The organism is Pseudomonas sp. RA_15y_Pfl2_54 (assembly GCF_963971015.1).
Taxonomy (GTDB): domain Bacteria; phylum Pseudomonadota; class Gammaproteobacteria; order Pseudomonadales; family Pseudomonadaceae; genus Aquipseudomonas; species Aquipseudomonas baetica_A.
Map to the genome: position 1 here is coordinate 83,683 of NZ_CAXAPN010000017.1, position 18,150 is coordinate 101,832.

The 18,150-nt window shown below is 60.3% G+C and carries 19 protein-coding genes; 6 read left to right on the top strand and 13 right to left on the bottom strand.

Translation table 11 applies throughout. The annotated features are described in order from the left end of the window. Positions 1-51: 51 nt before the first annotated feature. The 3 genes from AACY50_RS14390 (at position 52) to map (ending at position 2,147) form a co-directional block, all read left to right on the top strand. Complete coding sequence (locus AACY50_RS14390; protein WP_339433209.1) at positions 52-1,017, top strand: sensor domain-containing diguanylate cyclase; 966 nt, start codon at positions 52-54, stop codon at positions 1,015-1,017. Between the two features lie 114 nt (positions 1,018-1,131). Continuing rightward, positions 1,132-1,359, top strand: coding sequence for a ParD-like family protein (locus tag AACY50_RS14395; protein WP_221734137.1), 228 nt, complete (start codon positions 1,132-1,134; stop codon positions 1,357-1,359). After that, positions 1,356-2,147 (top strand): type I methionyl aminopeptidase, encoded by a 792-nt coding sequence (gene map, locus AACY50_RS14400; protein ID WP_339433208.1) that lies wholly within the window; start codon positions 1,356-1,358, stop codon positions 2,145-2,147. Before AACY50_RS14395 ends, map begins: the two co-directional genes overlap by 4 nt. Before the next feature lie 108 nt (positions 2,148-2,255). On the opposite strand, the gene AACY50_RS14405 is transcribed toward map, so the two are convergent. The 5 genes from AACY50_RS14405 to ribBA form a co-directional block, all read right to left on the bottom strand. Continuing rightward, entirely contained in the window at positions 2,256-3,410 is a 1,155-nt protein-coding gene (locus tag AACY50_RS14405; RefSeq protein ID WP_339433207.1) for an ABC transporter ATP-binding protein, read from the bottom strand. A 17-nt stretch (positions 3,411-3,427) separates the two neighbouring features. Continuing rightward, positions 3,428-4,237 carry an ABC transporter permease gene (locus AACY50_RS14410; RefSeq protein ID WP_339433206.1) on the bottom strand — a complete coding sequence of 270 codons (810 nt, stop codon included), beginning with the start codon at positions 4,235-4,237 and terminating at the stop codon, positions 3,428-3,430. Between the two features lie 6 nt (positions 4,238-4,243). After that, positions 4,244-5,191: an ABC transporter permease gene (locus AACY50_RS14415; RefSeq protein ID WP_339433253.1), complete on the bottom strand. Its 948-nt coding sequence runs from the start codon at positions 5,189-5,191 to the stop codon at positions 4,244-4,246. Then, a complete protein-coding gene (locus tag AACY50_RS14420) occupies positions 5,188-6,213 on the bottom strand; it encodes an ABC transporter substrate-binding protein (protein WP_339433205.1) in 1,026 nt (341 codons plus the stop codon). Before AACY50_RS14420 ends, AACY50_RS14415 begins: the two co-directional genes overlap by 4 nt. Before the next feature lie 321 nt (positions 6,214-6,534). Next, positions 6,535-7,644, bottom strand: coding sequence for a bifunctional 3,4-dihydroxy-2-butanone-4-phosphate synthase/GTP cyclohydrolase II (gene ribBA, locus AACY50_RS14425; protein ID WP_339433204.1), 1,110 nt, complete (start codon positions 7,642-7,644; stop codon positions 6,535-6,537). A 65-nt stretch (positions 7,645-7,709) separates the two neighbouring features. Here ribBA and AACY50_RS14430 point away from each other — a divergent pair, with 65 nt between their 5' ends. Then, a complete protein-coding gene (locus tag AACY50_RS14430; protein WP_339538756.1) occupies positions 7,710-8,006 on the top strand; it encodes a DUF1330 domain-containing protein in 297 nt (98 codons plus the stop codon). A gap of 38 nt (positions 8,007-8,044) precedes the next feature. On the opposite strand, the gene AACY50_RS14435 is transcribed toward AACY50_RS14430, so the two are convergent. The 7 genes from AACY50_RS14435 to AACY50_RS14470 all read right to left on the bottom strand — a co-directional run bounded on the left by AACY50_RS14435 (position 8,045) and on the right by AACY50_RS14470 (position 13,379). Next, complete coding sequence (locus AACY50_RS14435; protein ID WP_339433202.1) at positions 8,045-8,608, bottom strand: NUDIX hydrolase; 564 nt, start codon at positions 8,606-8,608, stop codon at positions 8,045-8,047. Position 8,609: 1 nt separating this feature from the next. Then, complete coding sequence (locus tag AACY50_RS14440) at positions 8,610-9,362, bottom strand: GntR family transcriptional regulator (protein ID WP_339433201.1); 753 nt, start codon at positions 9,360-9,362, stop codon at positions 8,610-8,612. 58 nt (positions 9,363-9,420) lie between these two features. Beyond that, on the bottom strand, positions 9,421-9,810 hold the full coding sequence (locus AACY50_RS14445; RefSeq protein ID WP_339433200.1) for a carboxymuconolactone decarboxylase family protein: 390 nt from the start codon (positions 9,808-9,810) through the stop codon (positions 9,421-9,423). A gap of 137 nt (positions 9,811-9,947) precedes the next feature. Next, a complete protein-coding gene (locus tag AACY50_RS14455; RefSeq protein WP_339538757.1) occupies positions 9,948-10,433 on the bottom strand; it encodes a flavin reductase family protein in 486 nt (161 codons plus the stop codon). 12 nt (positions 10,434-10,445) lie between these two features. Then, a complete protein-coding gene (locus AACY50_RS14460; protein ID WP_339538758.1) occupies positions 10,446-11,927 on the bottom strand; it encodes an aldehyde dehydrogenase in 1,482 nt (493 codons plus the stop codon). Next, positions 11,924-12,757, bottom strand: a complete 834-nt coding sequence (locus AACY50_RS14465) for an alpha/beta fold hydrolase (RefSeq protein ID WP_339538760.1) — start codon at positions 12,755-12,757, stop codon at positions 11,924-11,926. Before AACY50_RS14465 ends, AACY50_RS14460 begins: the two co-directional genes overlap by 4 nt. A 31-nt stretch (positions 12,758-12,788) precedes the next feature. Then, positions 12,789-13,379, bottom strand: coding sequence for an amino acid synthesis family protein (locus AACY50_RS14470; protein WP_339433196.1), 591 nt, complete (start codon positions 13,377-13,379; stop codon positions 12,789-12,791). A 439-nt stretch (positions 13,380-13,818) separates the two neighbouring features. On the opposite strand from AACY50_RS14470, the gene AACY50_RS14475 reads away from it, so the two are divergent. Further along, complete coding sequence (locus AACY50_RS14475) at positions 13,819-14,862, top strand: WD40/YVTN/BNR-like repeat-containing protein (RefSeq protein WP_339538761.1); 1,044 nt, start codon at positions 13,819-13,821, stop codon at positions 14,860-14,862. Continuing rightward, on the top strand, positions 14,859-17,243 hold the full coding sequence (locus AACY50_RS14480; RefSeq protein ID WP_339433194.1) for an efflux RND transporter permease subunit: 2,385 nt from the start codon (positions 14,859-14,861) through the stop codon (positions 17,241-17,243). The genes AACY50_RS14475 and AACY50_RS14480 overlap by 4 nt, the downstream gene beginning before the upstream one ends. A 102-nt stretch (positions 17,244-17,345) precedes the next feature. Here AACY50_RS14480 and AACY50_RS14485 read toward each other — a convergent pair whose 3' ends face one another. Beyond that, positions 17,346-18,065, bottom strand: a complete 720-nt coding sequence (locus tag AACY50_RS14485) for a FadR/GntR family transcriptional regulator (protein ID WP_339433193.1) — start codon at positions 18,063-18,065, stop codon at positions 17,346-17,348. Positions 18,066-18,150 lie beyond the last annotated feature (85 nt).

The following is an 18,150-nucleotide window of genomic DNA, read 5'->3' on the forward strand; positions in this document are numbered from 1 at the left end:
TTGCTGAATTAGCGCTACGCTGAAGTGTATGGATGCCAATGGAGTGTGCGAATGCTGGTCCCAGGAAAAACCGCCAATGAAGACGCGCGCATTCAAGCGCTGCACGGACTCAACCTTCTCGATTCTGCTCCGGAGGAGCGTTTCGATCGACTGACGCGACTGGCCAGGCGCCTGTTCAATGTGCCGATTGCCCTGGTGACACTGGTCGACAAGGATCGGCAGTGGTTCAAGTCTTGTGTCGGGCTGGAGGTCACGCAAACGCCCAGGGACGTCTCATTCTGCGGTCATGTGATTCTCAAGGACGATTTGTTGCTGGTGCCCGACGCCCGCCAGGACGAGCGTTTCCATGACAACCCACTGGTCACGGGCGAACCGAACGTTCGCTTCTACGCCGGCTACCCGCTGACCGTGCCCAATGGCAACAAGATGGGCACGCTTTGCCTGATCGACACCAAACCCCGTGAACTCGATGACGAAGAACGTGCGCTACTGCGTGACCTGGCTGGTATGGCCGAGCAGGAGTTGATGGCGGTACAGATCGCGAGCATGGACGAGTTGACGCTGTTGTCCAATCGCCGTGGGTTCATGCAGTTGGCCCAGCACGCGCTGGATGCTTGCGCACGGCTGAACAGGCCGGCGACGCTGCTTTTCTTCGACCTCAATGACTTCAAGCAGATCAACGATCTCTATGGTCATGCCGAGGGTGACAGTGCGCTCAAGACCTTTGCCGACGTGCTGCGCATTGCCTTTCGTGAGAGCGACGTGGTCGGGCGATTGGGCGGCGATGAATTTGTCGCCTTGCTGACAGGCTCCAGTCACGTCGAAACCACGGCGATCATGGCGCGACTCAACGAGATTCTCCAGGAGCGCAACGCCATGTTGCAGCGTGGTTATGCGATTCGCTTCAGCGTCGGCCAGATCGAGTACGACGCCAAGCGCCATGACACTGTGGATCGGCTGCTGGCGGATGCGGATGGCGCGATGTATGCGCATAAGCAGGCGTTGAAGCGTGTCTGATTCAGATTAGTCATGCATTTGGGAATGGATTGTGTCGTCAATGTTCGGCGCAATGGTTTCGTTTACTCCGATGACTAATATATGATCCGTATACATTTCGTATCGGATTTTGCCATGGGCATCGTAAAGATTTCAGAAGACATGCACGAGAATCTGCGCATCTCCAGTAACGCCCTCAGCCGCTCGATCAACGCGCAGGCCGAGCACTGGATGCGCATCGGCATGCTCGCCGAGTTGCACCCCAACCTCGATCACAGCGCCATTTGCCGCTTGCTCATCCGCGCCGAGCAGAACGGTGGGCTGGATTTGCAAACACTGACTCAGGAAGCCGTCACCGCATGAGAAACCAGATCAAGATCAATACCCGGGCCGAGATCGCTCAATCGCGCGTCGCCGGCAAGCTCGCCGCCGAAGTGCTGGCGATGCTGGTGCCGCACGTCAAGGCTGGCGTGACCACGGATGAACTGGATCGGCTGTGCAATGACTACATCGTCAACGTACAGAAAGCGGTTCCGGCCAATGTCGGTTATCACGGCTTTCCAAAAACGGTCTGCGCCTCGGTCAACGACGCGGTGTGCCACGGCATTCCATCGGGCACACCGTTGAAGGATGGCGACATCGTCAACCTCGACATCGCGGTGATCAAGGACGGTTGGTTCGGCGATACCAGCCGCATGTATGTGGTGGGTGAAGCGACGCCGCAGGCGCAGCACTTGATCAAGACCACTTACGACGCCATGTGCGCCGGCATTCGCACGGTGCGTCCGGGTGCGACCCTGGGTGATATCGGCCATGCGATCCAGAGCCTGGCGGAGAAGGAAGGCTTCAGTGTGGTGCGCGAGTATTGCGGGCACGGAATCGGCAAGGTCTACCACGATGAGCCGCAGATCCTGCATTACGGTTTTCCCAATCAAGGCATGAAGCTCAAGGCCGGGATGATTTTCACCATCGAACCGATGCTGAACGCGGGTAAACGTCATGTGAAGAACATGCCGGACGGCTGGACTGTACTGACCAAGGACGGTTCGTTATCCGCGCAATGGGAGCACATGGTGGCGGTGACGGAAAGCGGGTTTGAAGTGTTGACGCCGTGGCCGGATCAGATTGAGGGTTTTGCCGCGATTAACTGAGGGCCACAAAACCTGTGGCGGCGAGCAAGCCCGCTCCCACAGATTTGACCGGCGATGGACGGTTTTTTGGATTCGCCCCACAGGGGGATTTGTAGGGTGTTGATGCGTTTAGTGAGCGCCGGCGGCTTTGTTCAGGTCGCTTTCGCTCCATTCGGTGTAGACGCAGGCATCGGCGGTGGCCCAGCGTACGCGTACCGGATCCCCCGCCTTGAGTGGCATGCCCGCCGCCGACAGCGCTTTGACGGTCATCGACGTCCCGCCCGAGGTCACCACGCTGCAGGTCTGGCTCTCGCCGAGAAACAGCACTTCAACCACCGTCGCTGACACCTCATTCCACCCCCCCATCAACGGCTCATCGCTCGCTTGCTGCACGCTCAGCGCCAAGGCTTTTTCCGGGCGTACCATCAGCAGCACATCCTGATCAGTGTGCAGGCCTGCGGTCAGTCGGATCGACAGCGGCTGCCCTTCAAAACTCGCGGCCGCATTGCCCTGCGCCTTGAGTTTGAGGAAGTTCGAATTGCCGAGGAACGAGGCGACAAACGCGTTCGGCGGATTCTGATACAGGTCATACCCGCTGCCCAAACCAACGATCTTGCCGTGACTGAAAATCGCAATGCGTTGGGACAACCGCATGGCTTCTTCCTGATCGTGGGTCACGTAAACGATGGTGATGCCCAACCGACGATGCAGTTGGCGCAGTTCGTCTTGCAGGTCTTCGCGCAGTTTTTTGTCCAGCGCACCCAGCGGTTCGTCCATCAGCAGAATGCGTGGCTCATAGACCAGCGCCCGGGCGATGGCGACACGCTGTTGCTGGCCGCCGGACAGTTGCGAAGGGCGGCGATGAGCGAACTGTTCAAGTTGCACCAGTTTGAGCATCGCATCGACACGCTTGTCGCGTTCGGCCGCAGCGAGTTTGCGGATCGCCAACGGGAAGGCGATGTTGTCGCGCACCGACAGGTGCGGGAACAGCGAGTAACGCTGAAACACCATGCCGATGTCGCGCTTGTGCGGCGGCACATTGACCAGCGACTGGCCGTTGACGAGGATCTCGCCGCTGCTCGGGGTTTCGAAACCGGCGAGCATCGACAGTGTCGTACTTTTTCCGGAACCGCTGGAGCCGAGGAAGGTGAGGAATTCACCGTCCTTGATGTCCAGGGAGATGTTGTCCACGGCGGCAAAGTCGCCGTAGTGCTTGTTCAGGTTGCGCAGGCTGACCAGGGGGTTGTCGTTCTGCTGGGATGCGTCTTTGATCACGGCACTCATGTCGTACTCCTGGGCGCTCAGGCGCTGATGTTGTTGCGCCGGCGCAGGGCGGCGGCGATCACCATGACCAATACCGACAGGCCGATCAGCAGCGTCGAAGCGACGGCGATCACCGGTGTCAGGTCCTGGCGCAGGGTGGTCCACATTTTCACGGGAAGGGTTTGCAGGGTCGGGCTGGCCATCATCACGCTGAGCACCACTTCATCCCACGAAACGAGGAAGGCGAAGAGGGCGCCGGCGACCATGCCCGGACGAATCGCCGGGAACGTCACCTTGAGCACCGCTTGCAGGCGTGAGGCGCCGCAGATCACTGCCGCGTCTTCGATCGACTGATCGAACAGCTTCAGCGAGTTGATGATCGAGATGATGGTGAACGGCAACGCGACGATCACATGGCTGACCACAAAGGCAAACATCGTCCCGGTGTAACCGAGTTTGAGGAACAGCGCGTACACCGCCACGGCGATGATCACCAGCGGCACGATCATCGGCAGAGTGAACAGGCCATAGAGCAATTCCCGGCCGGGAAAGCGCCCACGTACCAAGGCAAACGCTGTCGGCAGACCGAGGATCACGGCGCAGACGGTCGTCAGCACCGCCACCTTGAGGCTGGCGAGTGCCGCATTCATCCAGTCGGGGTTGGAGAAGAACTGGCCGTACCATTTCAGTGTCCACCCCGGTGGCGGGAACACCAGCCATTGGGACGAGCCGAACGACAGCAGGACAATGAACACGATCGGCAACAGCAGAAACAAACCGATCAGCCCGGTGGTGGTGTAGAGCCCGAAACGCATCCGGCGGCTCATGGCATTGGGAGTCAGGAGCATCTCGGCTTACCTCGCGTTACTGGCGCCAACCGGGGATTCCGGCTGAAGCTTCAGGTAGAAGTAAAACAGCACCAGGGTGATGGCGATCAGCAACGCGGCGCCGGCACTGGCCAGGCCCCAGTTGAGGAACGATTGCACCTGCTGAATGATGAACTCCGGCAGCATCATGTTCTGCGCTCCGCCCAGCAGCGCCGGGGTGACGTAGTAACCGAGCGACATCACAAACACCATCAACCCACCGGACGCCAGCCCGGGCCTGCACAGGGGCAGGAACACCCGCAAGAAGTTGGTCCATGGGCTGGCCCCGCAAATCGAGCCGGCCTGCAGGATCATCGGGTCGATGGCCTGCATGGTCGCCTGCAATGGCAGCACGATGAACGGAATCATGATGTAGCTCATGCCGATCACCACGCCGGTCAGGTTATGCACCATTTCCAGCGGCTGATCGATGATGCCCAGCGCCATCAAAGCCTTGTTGATCACCCCTGAGGCTTGCAGCAGCACCAGCCACGAATAGGTGCGGGCGAGGAGGCTGGTCCACATCGACAGCAACACGATGTTGAGGATCCAGCGACCCCAGCCGCGCGGCACCAAGGTGATCGCCCAGGCCAGCGGGAAGCCCAGCAACAGACTGAACAGCGTCACCAGCCCGGCCACTGAAAAGGTGTTGAGCAGCACGCGGGCATACGCCGAGTTGGCGAACAGTTGTTCATAGTTGCCAAGGCCCGGGGTGGGTTCGAGCACACCGCGCAACAGCAAACCAATCAACGGCGCCAGAAAGAACAGGCCGAGGAACAGCAGCGCCGGGACGAGGTTGCCGGCGCCGCGCCAGCGTTGTCTGAGGGAGGGGGCTTGCGGCATCGCAATCGCCTTTTGTCCTGCGGCCGAGCCGGCAGCGCTTGCGGCGCTCCCGGTGGCAGTGGAGGGACGGGACGCAGTGGCCGCCATTTTCATTTGACCAGCCATTCGTTCCACCGTGTCGCGATGGCCTGGCCGTTTTTGGCCCAGTACGCGAAGTCGAGAGTGATCTGATCCTTAGCGTAGGCAGTCGGCAGGTTCGGGGCCAGCACCGAATCCAGGCGCGCCACGCTGTCGACGTTGACCGGGGCGTAAGCGGTCAGGTTGGAGAAGTCGGCCTGGCCTTTGGCACTGCTGGCGTTGGCCAGGAACTTCATCGCCGCGTCCTTGTTTTTCGAGCCTTTTGGAATCACCAGAATGTCAGCCATGACCAGATTCTGCTTCCAGCTCACACCCACCGGCGCGCCATCTTCTTGCAGGGCGTGAATGCGGCCGTTCCAGAACTGACCCATGCTGACTTCACCCGAGGCCAACAGTTGCTGCGACTGCGCGCCGCCGCCCCACCAGACGATGTCTTTCTTGATGGTGTCGAGTTTCTTGAAGGCGCGATCCAGGTCCAGCGGGTAGAGCTTGTCGGCGGGTACGCCATCGGCCAGCAGCGCCAGTTCGAGCACGCCGGGGCTTGGCCATTTGTACAGGGCGCGTTTGCCGGGGTAGGTCTTGGTGTCGAACAGCGCCGTCCAGTCTTGCGGCTTGGCAGCGCCGAGCTTGCCTTCGTTGTAGCCGAGGACGAAGGAGAAGAAGAACGAGCCGACGCCGTAATCGCTGACAAAGCGTGGGTCGATCTTGTCGCGCTGAATGACGTTGAAATCGAGGGGTTCGAGCAGCCCTTCAGCGGCGGCGCGCAGGGCGAAATCGGCTTCGACATCGACCACGTCCCATTGCACGTTGCCGCTTTCGACCATGGCTTTGAGTTTGCCGTAGTCGGTCGGACCGTCCTGCACGACAGTGATGCCGCTGGCCCTGCTGAACGGGTCAGCCCAGGCCTGTTTCTGCGCATCCTGGGTGCTTCCGCCCCAACTGACAAAATTCACGCTCTCGGCGGCCATGGCGGCCTGGCCGGTGACGCTCAGCAGTCCGGCAAAAAGGATTGCGGTTGCAGCTTTGTTCAACACCATTTTTACGCCCTCATTGTTGTGTTTTTGAGCGGGCTTGCGTTGTTGCCCGCCTATCGGGGAGCAGTAGATGGACGTTCTTTGGAATGTCCGGTCTATGGAATATCATATTATGGTATTCCAAACTTTGTGCAAGCACTTTGCCTTACCGGTTATCTGGCGAATGTCCTTTTTGGGGCCGTGAGATGACGATCGGGAAATGCAAAACCCTTGTGGGAAGGGGCTTGCTCCCGAACGCGGTCGGCCATTGAACATTGATGTCGACTGATACATCGCCTTCGGGAGCAAGCCCCCTCCCACAGTTGGAATTGTGTTTGGCGTGGATTATTCGGTGAACGGGATGCTCTCGACCACCTCCAGGTCATACCCGGTCAGGCCTGCATACTTCAGTGGCGGGCCGAGATGGCGCAACTTGCCCACACCAAGGTTCTGCAGAATCTGAGCCCCGGTTCCCACTTCCGAATAAATCCGCGATTGCGACCGGCTGAACTGTCGGGGTGGTTGAGTCAGTTGCGGTACACGCTCCAGCAAAGCCTGGGACGACTCATGATTGGCCAACACCACGACAACGCCGTGGCCCTCGGCCGCGACCCGCTGCAGCGCCGCCCATAATGTCCAGTTGCTCGGCCCGCTGTACTCGGCGCCGACCAGATCGCGTAGCGGATCGATCACATGCACGCGCACCAGCGTCGGCGCTTCGCGGCGCAAATCGCCCATGACCATCGCCATGTGCACGCCGCCTTCGATACGGTCTTCAAACGTGATCAATCGGAACGTGCCATGCACCGTCGGCAATTCGCGCTCACCGATGCGTTCGATGGTGTGCTCGGTGCTCAGGCGATAGTGGATCAGGTCGGCGATGGTGCCGATCTTGATCCCGTGCTTGCGCGCGAACACTTCCAGATCCGGGCGACGGGCCATGGTGCCGTCATCGTTCATTACTTCAACAATGACGGATGCCGGGGTAAAACCGGCGAGGCGGGCCAGATCGCAACCTGCTTCGGTGTGACCGGCGCGGGTCAGCACGCCTCCTTCCTTGGCGCGCAGCGGGAAGATATGCCCGGGCTGCACAAGGTCTTCGGCGCGGGCGTCTCTGGCGACAGCGGCGGCGACCGTACGGGCGCGGTCAGCGGCGGAAATGCCGGTGGTCACGCCGACCGCCGCTTCGATGGAAACCGTGAACGCGGTGCTGAACACGCTGCCGTTGCTCGGCACCATCTGTTCAAGCCCCAGGCGTTGGCAATGATCGTCGGTCAATGTCAGGCAAATCAGCCCCCGGGCCTCACGGGCCATGAAGCTGATCGCTTCGGGCGTGCAACGGTCGGCGGCCAGCAACAGGTCGCCTTCGTTTTCCCGGTCTTCGTCATCGACAAGCAGGACCATTTTGCCGAGGCGATAATCTTCGATGATTTCTTCGATGCTGTTGAAGGCCATGCTGGACTCTCGATGTGGATGTAATTCGTGGTATACCATAATACAAATTCAACCAAGAGGTCACTATGAAGGCGTACTGGATTGCTCTCGTGGACATCACCGATCCCGATCACTACAGCCAATACACCCAACGCGCCCCGAAAGCGTTCGCCGAGTTTGGTGCGAAGTTCTTAGCCAGAGGCGGGCGCAGCGAAGCGATGGAGGGGCGGCAGACGCCACAGCGCTGCGTGGTGATCGAGTTCGACAGCTACGAGCAGGCCGTGGCGTGCTATCGCTCGGCGGCGTATCAGGAGGCGAAGCGCTACCGCGAGGAATGGGCGAGGGCAGAAATCATCATCGTCGAGGGCGTGGCGCCACTTTGAGAATCACCACAAATCCCCTGTGGGGGCGACGGTGATCGTCAGCGGATGAAATGAATCTTGCCGCTGTCGTCGTTGCCCATGTAGATCCCATACACCCCGGCCTGGCGTTCCTCGATGTAGCGTTCGAGGATCTGCCGGATCGCCGGGTAGTAGATCTGCTCCCACGGGATGTCTTCGGGGGCGAAGAACTTGTAGTCCAGGGTCTCGGGGCCGAACTGGCCGGTGATCTCCAGCGCGAGGGCGCGGAAGATGATGTACACCTCGCTGATCTTCGGCACGCTGAAGATCGAATAGGGCGAGACGATTTCCGCGCGCACGCCGCTTTCTTCCCAGACTTCGCGCAGCGCCGCCTCCTCGGTGGTCTCGCCGCTTTCCATGAAGCCCGCTGGCAACGTCCAGGTGCCCGGACGCGGTGGTATCGCTCGTTGGCACAAGAGGTATTTGCCGTCCTGCTCGATGATGCAGCCGGCAATGATCTTCGGATTGACGTAGTGGATGTAGCCGCAGCCGCGGCACATCAGGCGCTCGTGCGTATCACCCGGCGGCACCTGCTGACCGAGGTCAGGGCCACCGCATTTCGGGCAAAAGCTCGGGCTGGACATGTCAGTGACCTATGCGCGGTTCTTTCAGCGCGATGGGCAGGGTGATCGCGGGAGTTGCGCCGGTCTCTTCCTGTTTGCGCTTGAGGTAATCGAGGGCGACCGTCGCGGCAGCGCGGACGTGATCAACGCAGGCCTGATGCGCCAGCAGCGGGTCGCCGCTCTTGATTGCCGCGACCATTTTTTCCATTTCCTGATTACTGGCGCCACGACGGTTTTCCTGGGACACCGACGTCGCCCGCAGGTAGCTGATGCGTGCCTGCAACTGGCGCAATTGCGTGGCCGCAACGTGGTTGCCGGAGCCTTCGAGCAGGACGTCGTAGAAGCCTTGTACCGAGTCGATCACCTGTTGCAGCTCGCCGTCCTTGAGCGCCTTGCGGTTCTCTTCGAGGGCTTTTTCCAGGGCTTTGATGTCCTTGGCTTTGGCGCGCAGGGTGAACAGTTGAACGATCAGGCCTTCCAGCACGCAACGCAGTTCGTAGATATCGACGGCGTCGGCCAGGGTGATGATGGCGACACGCGGGCCCTTGGCGTCAGCGAATTCCACCAGGCCTTCGGATTCAAGGTGACGCAAGGCTTCGCGCACCGACGTGCGGCTCACGCCCAGGCGATCGCACAGATCGCGTTCAACCAGACGATCGCCTGGCATGAGCTGGAAATTCATGATCGCGCTACGCAGTTTATCCAGCACGATTTCGCGCAGGGTAACGGGGTTGCGATTGACCTTGAAGCTGTCGTCGAGTGGCTGGCGTTTCATGGGATCCGCTCTTTAAGTTGGCTGTCCATGCCAGACGGGCATCTAAACAGCCGAGGGGTTAACTGGAGGCCTCGGCGTCGGCTTCGGCGAAGGCTTCACGGGCGAGCCGGAAACTGTCCACGGCCGCCGGGACGCCGCAATAAATGCCGACCTGAAGCAGAATTTCGCGTATTTGCTCACGACTCAGGCCGTTACGCAAGGCGCCACGTACATGCAGCTTGAGTTCATGCGGGCGGTTAAGCGCCGAGATCATCGCCAGGTTGATCATGCTGCGTTCTTTGAGCGACAGACCTTCGCGACCCCAGACATGACCCCAGCAGTATTCGGTGACCATTTCCTGCAGCGGACGGGTGAAGTCGTCGGCGTTCTCTATTGAGCGTTGCACATAGGCTTCGCCCAAAACCTGAGTGCGGATCTTCAGGCCTTTTTCGTACTTTTCGTGACTCATCATTCCTCCAATCACCCTGTTTCTCCCTGTGGGAGCGGGCTTGCTCGCGAATGCGGTGGATCATTCGACATTGATGTCGACTGACACGATGCCTTCGCGAGCAGGCCCGCTTCCACATTGGGAACAATGTGTATCCGTCAGGCCAAGGTGGGCAGGGCGCCCAGCTTGCCCTTGTGATAAATCATCGGCGTTACCGGTTGCGCTGGCAGGATCAGATTTTTCACCGCGCCAACGATGATCGCGTGGTCGCCACCGTCGTATTCACGCCACAACTCGCACTCGATGATTGCGGTGGCTTTGGCGAGAATCGGATTCCCGAGTTCGCTCAAGTGCCACTCGATGCCTTTGGCTTTGTCCTTGCCTTTACCGGCGAAGGCGTAGGCTTCAGCGGTCTGCTCGGCGGACAGCAAATGGATTGCGAATTTCTTGCTGTCACGCAGCACGGGGTAGGTGTCGCAAGCGTAATTGGGGCAGAACAGCACCAGCGCCGGATCAATCGACAGCGCACTGAAGGCGCTGGCGGTGATGCCGACGATGGCGCCATCCGGATCGAGGGTGGTGACCACCGTGACGCCGGACGGAAACGAGCTCATGACGTCTTTGTAAATGCCGGGTTCGATCATGTCGCAGGACTCCTAGCGCATCACAAACGGATCAGGCATTGGCGCCTGAGAGAGGTTGATCCACACCGTTTTCAGTTCGGTGTAGGCCAGCACCGAGTCGATGCCGCTTTCGCGTCCATAGCCACTGTTCTTGAAGCCGCCTATCGGTGCCATCGCTGAAACGGCGCGGTAGGTGTTGACCCAGATGATCCCCGAACGCACGTCGCGCGCCAGGCGATGGGCGCGGCCCAGATCGCGCGTCCAGATGCCGGCGGCGAGTCCGAATTGCGAGTCGTTGGCGATCGCCAGCGCTTCGGCCTCGTCCTTGAAACGGATGACCGACGCCACTGGGCCAAAGACTTCTTCCTGCATGATCTTCATCGAATTGCGGTCGCACTCGAACAGCGTCGGTTCGTAGAACCAGCCCTCGCCAAGATCAGCCGGCCGCTTGCCGCCGGTCCGCAAACGCGCGCCCTCGGCGATGGCGTCGGCGACCAGCCCTTCAACCACTGCCAGTTGCTGCGCGGTGGCCATTGGGCCCATTTCGCTGCTGTCTTCCTGCGGGTTGCCGATGCGGATGCGCTGGGCGCGGTCGACCAGACGACTGACAAACTCGTCGTAAATCTCGTCCTGCACCAACAATCGCGAACCGGACACACAGCTCTGGCCCGAGGCCGCATAGATCCCGGCAATCGCGCCGTTGATCGCGCTGTCGAGATCGGCGTCGGCAAAAATGATGTTCGGCGACTTGCCGCCCAGTTCCAGCGACAGCTTGGCGAAGTTCTCGGCGCTGCTGCGCACCACATGCCGGGCCGTGGCCGCGCCGCCGGTGAAGGCGATCTTGCGGATCAGCGGATGGCGGGTAAGGGCGGCGCCGGTGCTCGGGCCGTAACCGGTCACAACGTTGACCACGCCTGGCGGAATCCCGGCTTCGAGGGCCAGACGCGCCAGTTCAAGGATGGTCGCCGACGCGTGCTCTGACGGCTTGATCACGATGGTGTTACCGGCGGCGAGCGCCGGCGCCAGTTTGATCGCGGTCAGGTACAGCGGGCTGTTCCAGGGAATGATCGCCGCGACCACGCCCATGGCTTCGTGAACCGTGTAGGCGAACAGGTCGGGCTTGTCCAGCGGCAAGGTGCCGCCTTCGAGCTTGTCAGCCAAACCGGCGGTGTAGTGGAAGAATTCCGGCAGATAACCCACCTGACCCCGGGTTTCACGGATCAGTTTGCCGTTGTCGCGGCTTTCCAGCTGCGCCAGTTGCTCTTTGTTCTCGGCGATCAAGTCACCGAGGCGGCGCAGCAGTTTGCCGCGCGCGGTGGCGGTCAGACCGCGCCAGGCAGGGCTGTCGAACGCGCTTTGCGCTGATTGCACAGCGCGTTCGACGTCGGCCTCATCTGCGTCAGGCAGTTCAGCCCAAGGTTCGGCCAGGGCCGGATTGAGGCTTTGGAAAGTCTTGCCGCTGAGGGCATCGACCCATTCTGCGCCGATGCACATCTGGAAGCGTGCGAGTGTCATGCAACGATCCCCTTTATATGGTTTTGTCGGGAGTGTGCGAATTCGAGAAATTCCAACAGCGTCTGGTTGACCAGACGCGGCGACTCTACGGGCATCATATGCCGTTGTTCCGCCAGCACGGCAACCTTCGCGCCGGGGATGCGGCGGGCCAGTTGCTCGGCCATTTCCGGGGTCGAACCGGGGTCGAGCTCGCCCGTGGCGATCAGCGTCGGCGCCTGAATGCTGCTCAGGTCGTCGGCGCGGTACATGTCCTGCGTTGCGAACAGTTCGTAGGTGGTCAGGTAACCCTGTGGGTCATTGCCGGCCAGGGTCTGGCGGATCGCGGCGATCTGCGCCGGGTTGGCGGCCTGATATTCGCGGCTGAACCAGCGCGACAGCGCGGCTTCGGCATTGGCGTCCGGACCGTGTTCGGCGGCTTGAGCGGTGCGCGCAATGACGCCGGCGCGCTGCTCTTCGCTGCGATTGAACACGCTGTTGAGCACGACCAGGCTTTGCAGGCGCTGCGGGTAATGCAGCGCAAAGGCCCGCGCCACCAGACCGCCCATCGAGAAGCCGATCACCGCTGCATGCGGCAGGTTGAGGTGATCGAGCAGCTCCAGCAACTGATCGGCGTAACCGAGCAGGTCGGTACCGCTGGCCGGTCGCGGGCTGGCGCCATGGCCAAGCATGTCGTAAGCGACCACCCGATATTGCGTGGCGAGGCCGACGATCTGGCCGCCCCACATTTCTTTGTTCAGGCCCACGCCGTGGATCAAGACCACGGGCTGGCCTTCGCCGGTCGCCAGATAACTGGTGCCAGCCGGGGTGAGTTCAGCGGTGAGCCGAATCATGGAGCGCTCCTGCAATGCCTTTTTATTGTGATTACTGGGCTTTTTCGGCGGCCAGTTCTTCCAGATCGATGTAACGGTTGCCGATGCGCGGGTGCAGGCGGCCACCGTCGGCGCAACCCAGCACCACGACGATTTCGTCGGCGCGCGGTGCGTCTTCGATCTGCATTTCCAAGGTGATGTAGTGCGAACGCAGGCCTTCGTCGTCCTTGTGCATCATCGGAATCTGAATCGAAGTGCCCGGGCCGCCGCGCTTGTTGGTGAAGCTCAGGTAGCTCTTGGCTTTGACCGCTTCGCGGTAGTGGTTGCCGAAGCGCAGGGTGTGGATCACGGCGGAGGCGTGTTCGATTTCGCCGTCAGCACCCACCACGGCAGCCTTGCCGTAGGCCTCGATTTTTTCTGCGCCGCCAATGAGGCCGACCAGACGCTCGACCATCATGGCGCCGAGGTCGGAGCAGTTGGCGCGGATCTGCGGTTTCAGGTCTTCGACAAAGCCGTTACCCACCCAAGGGTTTTTCATCACAACAGCGAGGCCGACCATGGTCACCGGCGTGTCGGTGGCTTTGCCGCCTTCGATGAAGGTTTCTTCGACATAGCTGACGATCTTGCGAATTTCGAAACTCATGAGCTGCTCCGTAGGGGGATTGAGAGTGTCTGTGCGTCTGATGGTATACCATAATACCAATCGTGCAAGTCCCCTCGGTAACTTTTGCCGCATCCATCCGGCGAATGGCCATGCATTCACCTACAGCCACAAATCCCCAAAACACCACTAACCCTGTGCGAGGGAGCTTGCTCGCGAAATCGGCGCATCCACATCGCCTTCGGGAGCAAGCCCCCTCCCACAATGCAAATCACTGGCGACAGGAGCCTGTATCTGGTTAACAAAAGATAACGTGGCGCCGATTGTCAGACGTTTCGAAAGCCCGATAGGATGAGCCAGCTTCCGAAGGGGCTCTGGATGGCGGGTTTCAGGACTATGCTTCTGACCAGTCATCACCGGAGCACCCTTGCGGCGCCCTTGAAGGCCAAACGGCCTAACAATAATAAATAGGGGAAGGTCTATGAGTCGTTGCCGCCCGCCGGCGTTTCGCAACACCGCGTTGCTGGTCACAGCACTCTCCATGCTGGGCTTCGCCAGCGTGTCGGCACCCGTGATCGCCGCCGAGGCGCCAGCCGACGTGGTGTATGCCCTCGAATCAGCCAAAGCCGCAAAAAGCCTGATGCTTGACGTCGTCCATGCCGGCGCCCGATTGGTGGCCGTCGGGGATCGTGGGCACATTCTCTATTCCGATGACCAGGGCAAGTCCTGGACCCAGGCCAAGGTGCCGAGCCGGCAACTGCTGACCGCTGTGTACTTTGTCGACGACAAACATGGCTGGGCCGTCGGCCACGATGCGCAGATTCTCGCCAGCGAGGACGGCGGTCTGACCTGGACCAAACAATTCGAAGACCTCAAACGCGAATCGCCGCTGCTCGACGTCTGGTTCAAGGACGTCAACAGCGGTATCGCCGTAGGTGCCTACGGCGCGCTGCTGGAAACCACCGACGGCGGCAAGCATTGGGAAGACATCAGCGACCGCCTCGACAACGAAGACCAGTTCCACCTCAACGCCATCGCGGCGGTGAAAGACGCCGGGCTGTTCATTGTCGGCGAGTCGGGCAGCATGTTCCGCTCCGCCGATGAGGGGCAGACCTGGGAAAAACTTGAAGGTCCTTATGAAGGCTCGCTGTTTGGCGTGATCGGCACGGCCCAGCCCCAGACGCTGCTCGCTTACGGCTTGCGCGGCAACCTCTACCGCTCCACGGATTTCGGCAGCACCTGGGAACAGGTCGAGCTGAAAGCCGCGCGAGGCTCGCTGGAATTCGGTCTGTCCGGCGCTACGTTGCTCGAGGACGGCTCGATCGTGATCGTCGGCAACGGTGGCTCGGTGATCAGCAGCAGCGACGACGGCCAGACCTTCAGCGTGTTCAATCGCCCGGATCGCATTTCGCTGTCGTCGGTCACCGCCGCCGGCAACGGCAACCTGATTCTGACCGGGCAGGGCGGTGTTCACACCACGCTGTCAAACGGTGCCGAGATCAATAATAAGAAGGCGGGGCTATGACTTCCTTGAGCAATCATCATCAGGATAAGGCGACGTTCCTTGAACGTCTGATTTTCAACAACCGCCCGGTGGTGATCCTGATCTGCCTGGTGGTGAGCATTTTTCTGTTCTGGCAGGCCACGCTGATCCGGCCGTCCACCAGTTTCGAGAAAATGATCCCGCTCAAGCATCCGTTCATCGAGAAGATGATGGAGCACCGCAACGATCTGGCGAACCTGGGCAATACCGTGCGTATTTCGGTGGAGGCCACCAACGGCGACATCTTCTCCAAGGAATACATGGAGACCCTGCGCCAGATCAACGACGAGGTGTTCTACATCTCCGGCGTAGACCGTTCCGGTCTGAAGTCGCTGTGGAGTCCTAGCGTGCGCTGGACCGAAGTGACCGAAGAGGGTTTCGCCGGCGGTGAAGTGATTCCGCAGAGCTACAACGGCTCGCAGGACAGCCTCGATCTGCTGCGCAACAACGTGCTCAAGTCCGGTCAGGTCGGACGTCTGGTGGCCAACGACTTCAAGTCGAGCATCGTCGACATTCCGCTGCTGGAGTCCTACCCGGACCCGCAGGATCAGGGCAAGTTGCTGGCGCTGGATTACCGCAAGTTCTCCCATGAACTGGAAGAAAAGATCCGCGACAAGTTCGAAGCGCAAAACCCCAACGTCAAAATCCACATCGTCGGTTTCGCCAAGAAAGTGGGCGACCTGATCGACGGTCTGGTGATGGTGGTGCTGTTCTTCGGCATCGCGTTCGTCATCACCCTGATCCTGTTGCTGTGGTTCACCAACTGCGTGCGCAGCACCATTGCGGTGTTGAGCACCACGCTGGTGGCGGTGGTCTGGCAACTGGGGTTGATGCACTTCTTTGGCTTTGGGCTTGATCCGTATTCGATGCTGGTGCCGTTCCTGATCTTCGCCATCGGCATCTCCCACGGTGTGCAGAAGATCAACGGGATCGCCCTGCAATCGAGCGAGGCAGAAAACGCCCTGACCGCCGCACGGCGAACGTTCCGGCAACTGTTCCTGCCGGGGATGATCGCGATTCTCGCGGACGCGGTCGGCTTCATCACGCTGCTGATCATCGACATCGGTGTGATCCGCGAACTGGCTTTCGGCGCGTCCATCGGCGTGGCCGTGATCGTGTTCACCAACCTGATTCTGCTGCCGGTCGCGATCTCTTATGTCGGCATCAGTAAACGCGCCATTGCCAGAAGCAAGAAGGACGCAAACCGCGAACATCCCTTCTGGCGCCTGCTGTCGAACTTCGCCAGCCCGAAAGTCGCACCGGTCTCCGTTGCTCTGGCGCTGATCGCCTTCGGTGGCGGCCTCTGGTACAGCCAAAACCTGAAAATCGGCGACCTCGACCAAGGTGCGCCGGAGTTGCGTCCGGACTCGCGCTACAACAAGGACAACAACTTCATCATCAACAACTACTCGACCAGCTCCGACGTGCTGGTGGTGATGGTCAAGACCAAGAAAGAAGGTTGTTCGCGTTACGAAGCCATGGCACCGATCGATGAGCTGATGTGGAAGATGCAGAACACCGAGGGCGTGCAGTCGGCGATCTCGCTGGTGACCGTGTCCAAGCAGATGATCAAGGGCATGAACGAGGGCAACCTGAAATGGGAAACCCTGTCGCGCAACCCAGACGTGCTGAACAGCTCGATTGCACGGGCCGATGGCCTGTACAACAACAGTTGCTCAGTAGCGCCGGTGCTGGTGTTCCTCAACGATCACAAGGCTGAAACCCTTGATCGGGCGGTGCATGCGGTGCAGGAATTTGCCAGGGAGAACAATAAGGACGGTCTGGAGTTCATCCTGGCGGCGGGTAACGCCGGGATCGAAGCCGCCACCAACGAGGTCATCAAGCAGGCTGAATTGACCATCCTGATTCTGGTGTACATCTGCGTGGCAGTCATGTGCATGATCACCTTCCGCTCGTGGGCGGCGACCTTGTGCATCGTGCTGCCACTGGTGCTGACGTCGGTACTCGGCAACGCACTGATGGCGTTCATGGGCATCGGCGTGAAAGTCGCGACCTTGCCGGTGGTGGCGCTGGGTGTGGGGATCGGCGTGGACTACGGCATCTACATCTACAGCCGTCTGGAGAGTTTCCTGCGTGCCGGTCTGCCGTTGCAGGAAGCCTATTACCAGACCCTGAAATCCACCGGTAAAGCGGTGCTGTTCACCGGCCTGTGCCTGGCCATCGGCGTGTGCACCTGGATCTTCTCGGCGATCAAGTTCCAGGCCGACATGGGCCTGATGCTGACCTTCATGCTGTTGTGGAACATGTTCGGTGCGCTGTGGCTGCTGCCGGCACTGGCCAAGTTCCTGATCAAACCGGAGAAGCTGGCGGGGCAGAAAGGCAATTCGTTGTTTGCCCACTGACCTGAGCGCCTGAAACGACAAAGCCGCAACCTTCGGGTTGCGGCTTTTTTTATATCTCGATATTCACACTAACCCCCTGTGGGAGCGGGCGATCTTCAGTGTTCAGGAGCGTTCGGTACCAAGCACTACGCTCAGCGCACTGCGTGCATCATCCAGTTGCACCAACGTCGCATGCCTTGCACCCAAGGCATCACGGTTCTCGATCGCGGTGAGAATCGCCTTGTGCCGTGGCAACGCCAATTCATGCAGGTTCGGCCGTTGATTCGAATGCTTCAACGCCTCGGCAATCGCCACCGAGAGCATGTTGCACAGATTTGCCAGCAAATCATTGTGAGTCGCATCGGCAATCCTGCTGTGGAAATCCAGGTCCGGTTGCAGCAGGGCTTGCGGTGTCGACGCAGCCTCCATGCGCTGGTAAGCCTCGCCGATGGCGGTGATCTCAGCGTCGGTCGCATGCTGGGCGGCGAGGGCGGCGGCGGCCGGTTCGATGATGCTGCGCACGCTGGTCAGGACATTGAAAAATTCATTCTGCGGGCTGCTTTGCATCAGCCAGTGCAGCACGTCCGGGTCGAGCATGTGCCATTCGCGGCGCGCCTTGACCACCGTGCCCACGCGCGGTCTGGAGTACACCAGACCTTTTGCCACCAACACCCGCGTGGCTTCGCGCAACACCGGTCGACTGACCGCGTACTCCTCGCAGAGCAAGGCTTCGGCGGGCAGTTTGTCGTCGGGCAGGAAGCGTCCGGAGACGATCTGCATGCCCAATTCCTGGACGATGCGCGAGTGCATGCTTTTGCGGTCGGAAGGTTTGCGGTAATCCATGGGGAGTGGCGCGATCCTGAGCGATTAAGATGCCGCGCATCATAGCAGGCACGACACAAACGTGAGGCAGACAGACAATCAAATG

Excerpts from the sequence above, each read along its gene's own strand:
- AACY50_RS14460 (WP_339538758.1), bottom strand. The coding sequence starts at position 11,927 with ATGACACTCGCACGCTTCCAGATGTGCATCGGCGCAGAATGGGTCGAT.
- AACY50_RS14405 (WP_339433207.1), bottom strand. The coding sequence starts at position 3,410 with ATGAGTGCCGTGATCAAAGACGCATCCCAGCAGAACGACAACCCCCTG.
- AACY50_RS14485 (WP_339433193.1), bottom strand. The coding sequence starts at position 18,065 with ATGGATTACCGCAAACCTTCCGACCGCAAAAGCATGCACTCGCGCATC.
- AACY50_RS14435 (WP_339433202.1), bottom strand. The coding sequence starts at position 8,608 with ATGTCCAGCCCGAGCTTTTGCCCGAAATGCGGTGGCCCTGACCTCGGT.
- map (WP_339433208.1), top strand. The coding sequence starts at position 1,356 with ATGAGAAACCAGATCAAGATCAATACCCGGGCCGAGATCGCTCAATCG.
- AACY50_RS14430 (WP_339538756.1), top strand. The coding sequence starts at position 7,710 with ATGAAGGCGTACTGGATTGCTCTCGTGGACATCACCGATCCCGATCAC.
- ribBA (WP_339433204.1), bottom strand. The coding sequence starts at position 7,644 with ATGGCCTTCAACAGCATCGAAGAAATCATCGAAGATTATCGCCTCGGC.
- AACY50_RS14465 (WP_339538760.1), bottom strand. The coding sequence starts at position 12,757 with ATGATTCGGCTCACCGCTGAACTCACCCCGGCTGGCACCAGTTATCTG.
- AACY50_RS14445 (WP_339433200.1), bottom strand. The coding sequence starts at position 9,810 with ATGAGTCACGAAAAGTACGAAAAAGGCCTGAAGATCCGCACTCAGGTT.
- AACY50_RS14480 (WP_339433194.1), top strand. The coding sequence starts at position 14,859 with ATGACTTCCTTGAGCAATCATCATCAGGATAAGGCGACGTTCCTTGAA.
- AACY50_RS14455 (WP_339538757.1), bottom strand. The coding sequence starts at position 10,433 with ATGATCGAACCCGGCATTTACAAAGACGTCATGAGCTCGTTTCCGTCC.
- AACY50_RS14410 (WP_339433206.1), bottom strand. The coding sequence starts at position 4,237 with ATGCTCCTGACTCCCAATGCCATGAGCCGCCGGATGCGTTTCGGGCTC.
- AACY50_RS14395 (WP_221734137.1), top strand. The coding sequence starts at position 1,132 with ATGGGCATCGTAAAGATTTCAGAAGACATGCACGAGAATCTGCGCATC.
- AACY50_RS14420 (WP_339433205.1), bottom strand. The coding sequence starts at position 6,213 with ATGGTGTTGAACAAAGCTGCAACCGCAATCCTTTTTGCCGGACTGCTG.
- AACY50_RS14475 (WP_339538761.1), top strand. The coding sequence starts at position 13,819 with ATGAGTCGTTGCCGCCCGCCGGCGTTTCGCAACACCGCGTTGCTGGTC.
- AACY50_RS14415 (WP_339433253.1), bottom strand. The coding sequence starts at position 5,191 with ATGAAAATGGCGGCCACTGCGTCCCGTCCCTCCACTGCCACCGGGAGC.
- AACY50_RS14390 (WP_339433209.1), top strand. The coding sequence starts at position 52 with ATGCTGGTCCCAGGAAAAACCGCCAATGAAGACGCGCGCATTCAAGCG.
- AACY50_RS14470 (WP_339433196.1), bottom strand. The coding sequence starts at position 13,379 with ATGAGTTTCGAAATTCGCAAGATCGTCAGCTATGTCGAAGAAACCTTC.
- AACY50_RS14440 (WP_339433201.1), bottom strand. The coding sequence starts at position 9,362 with ATGAAACGCCAGCCACTCGACGACAGCTTCAAGGTCAATCGCAACCCC.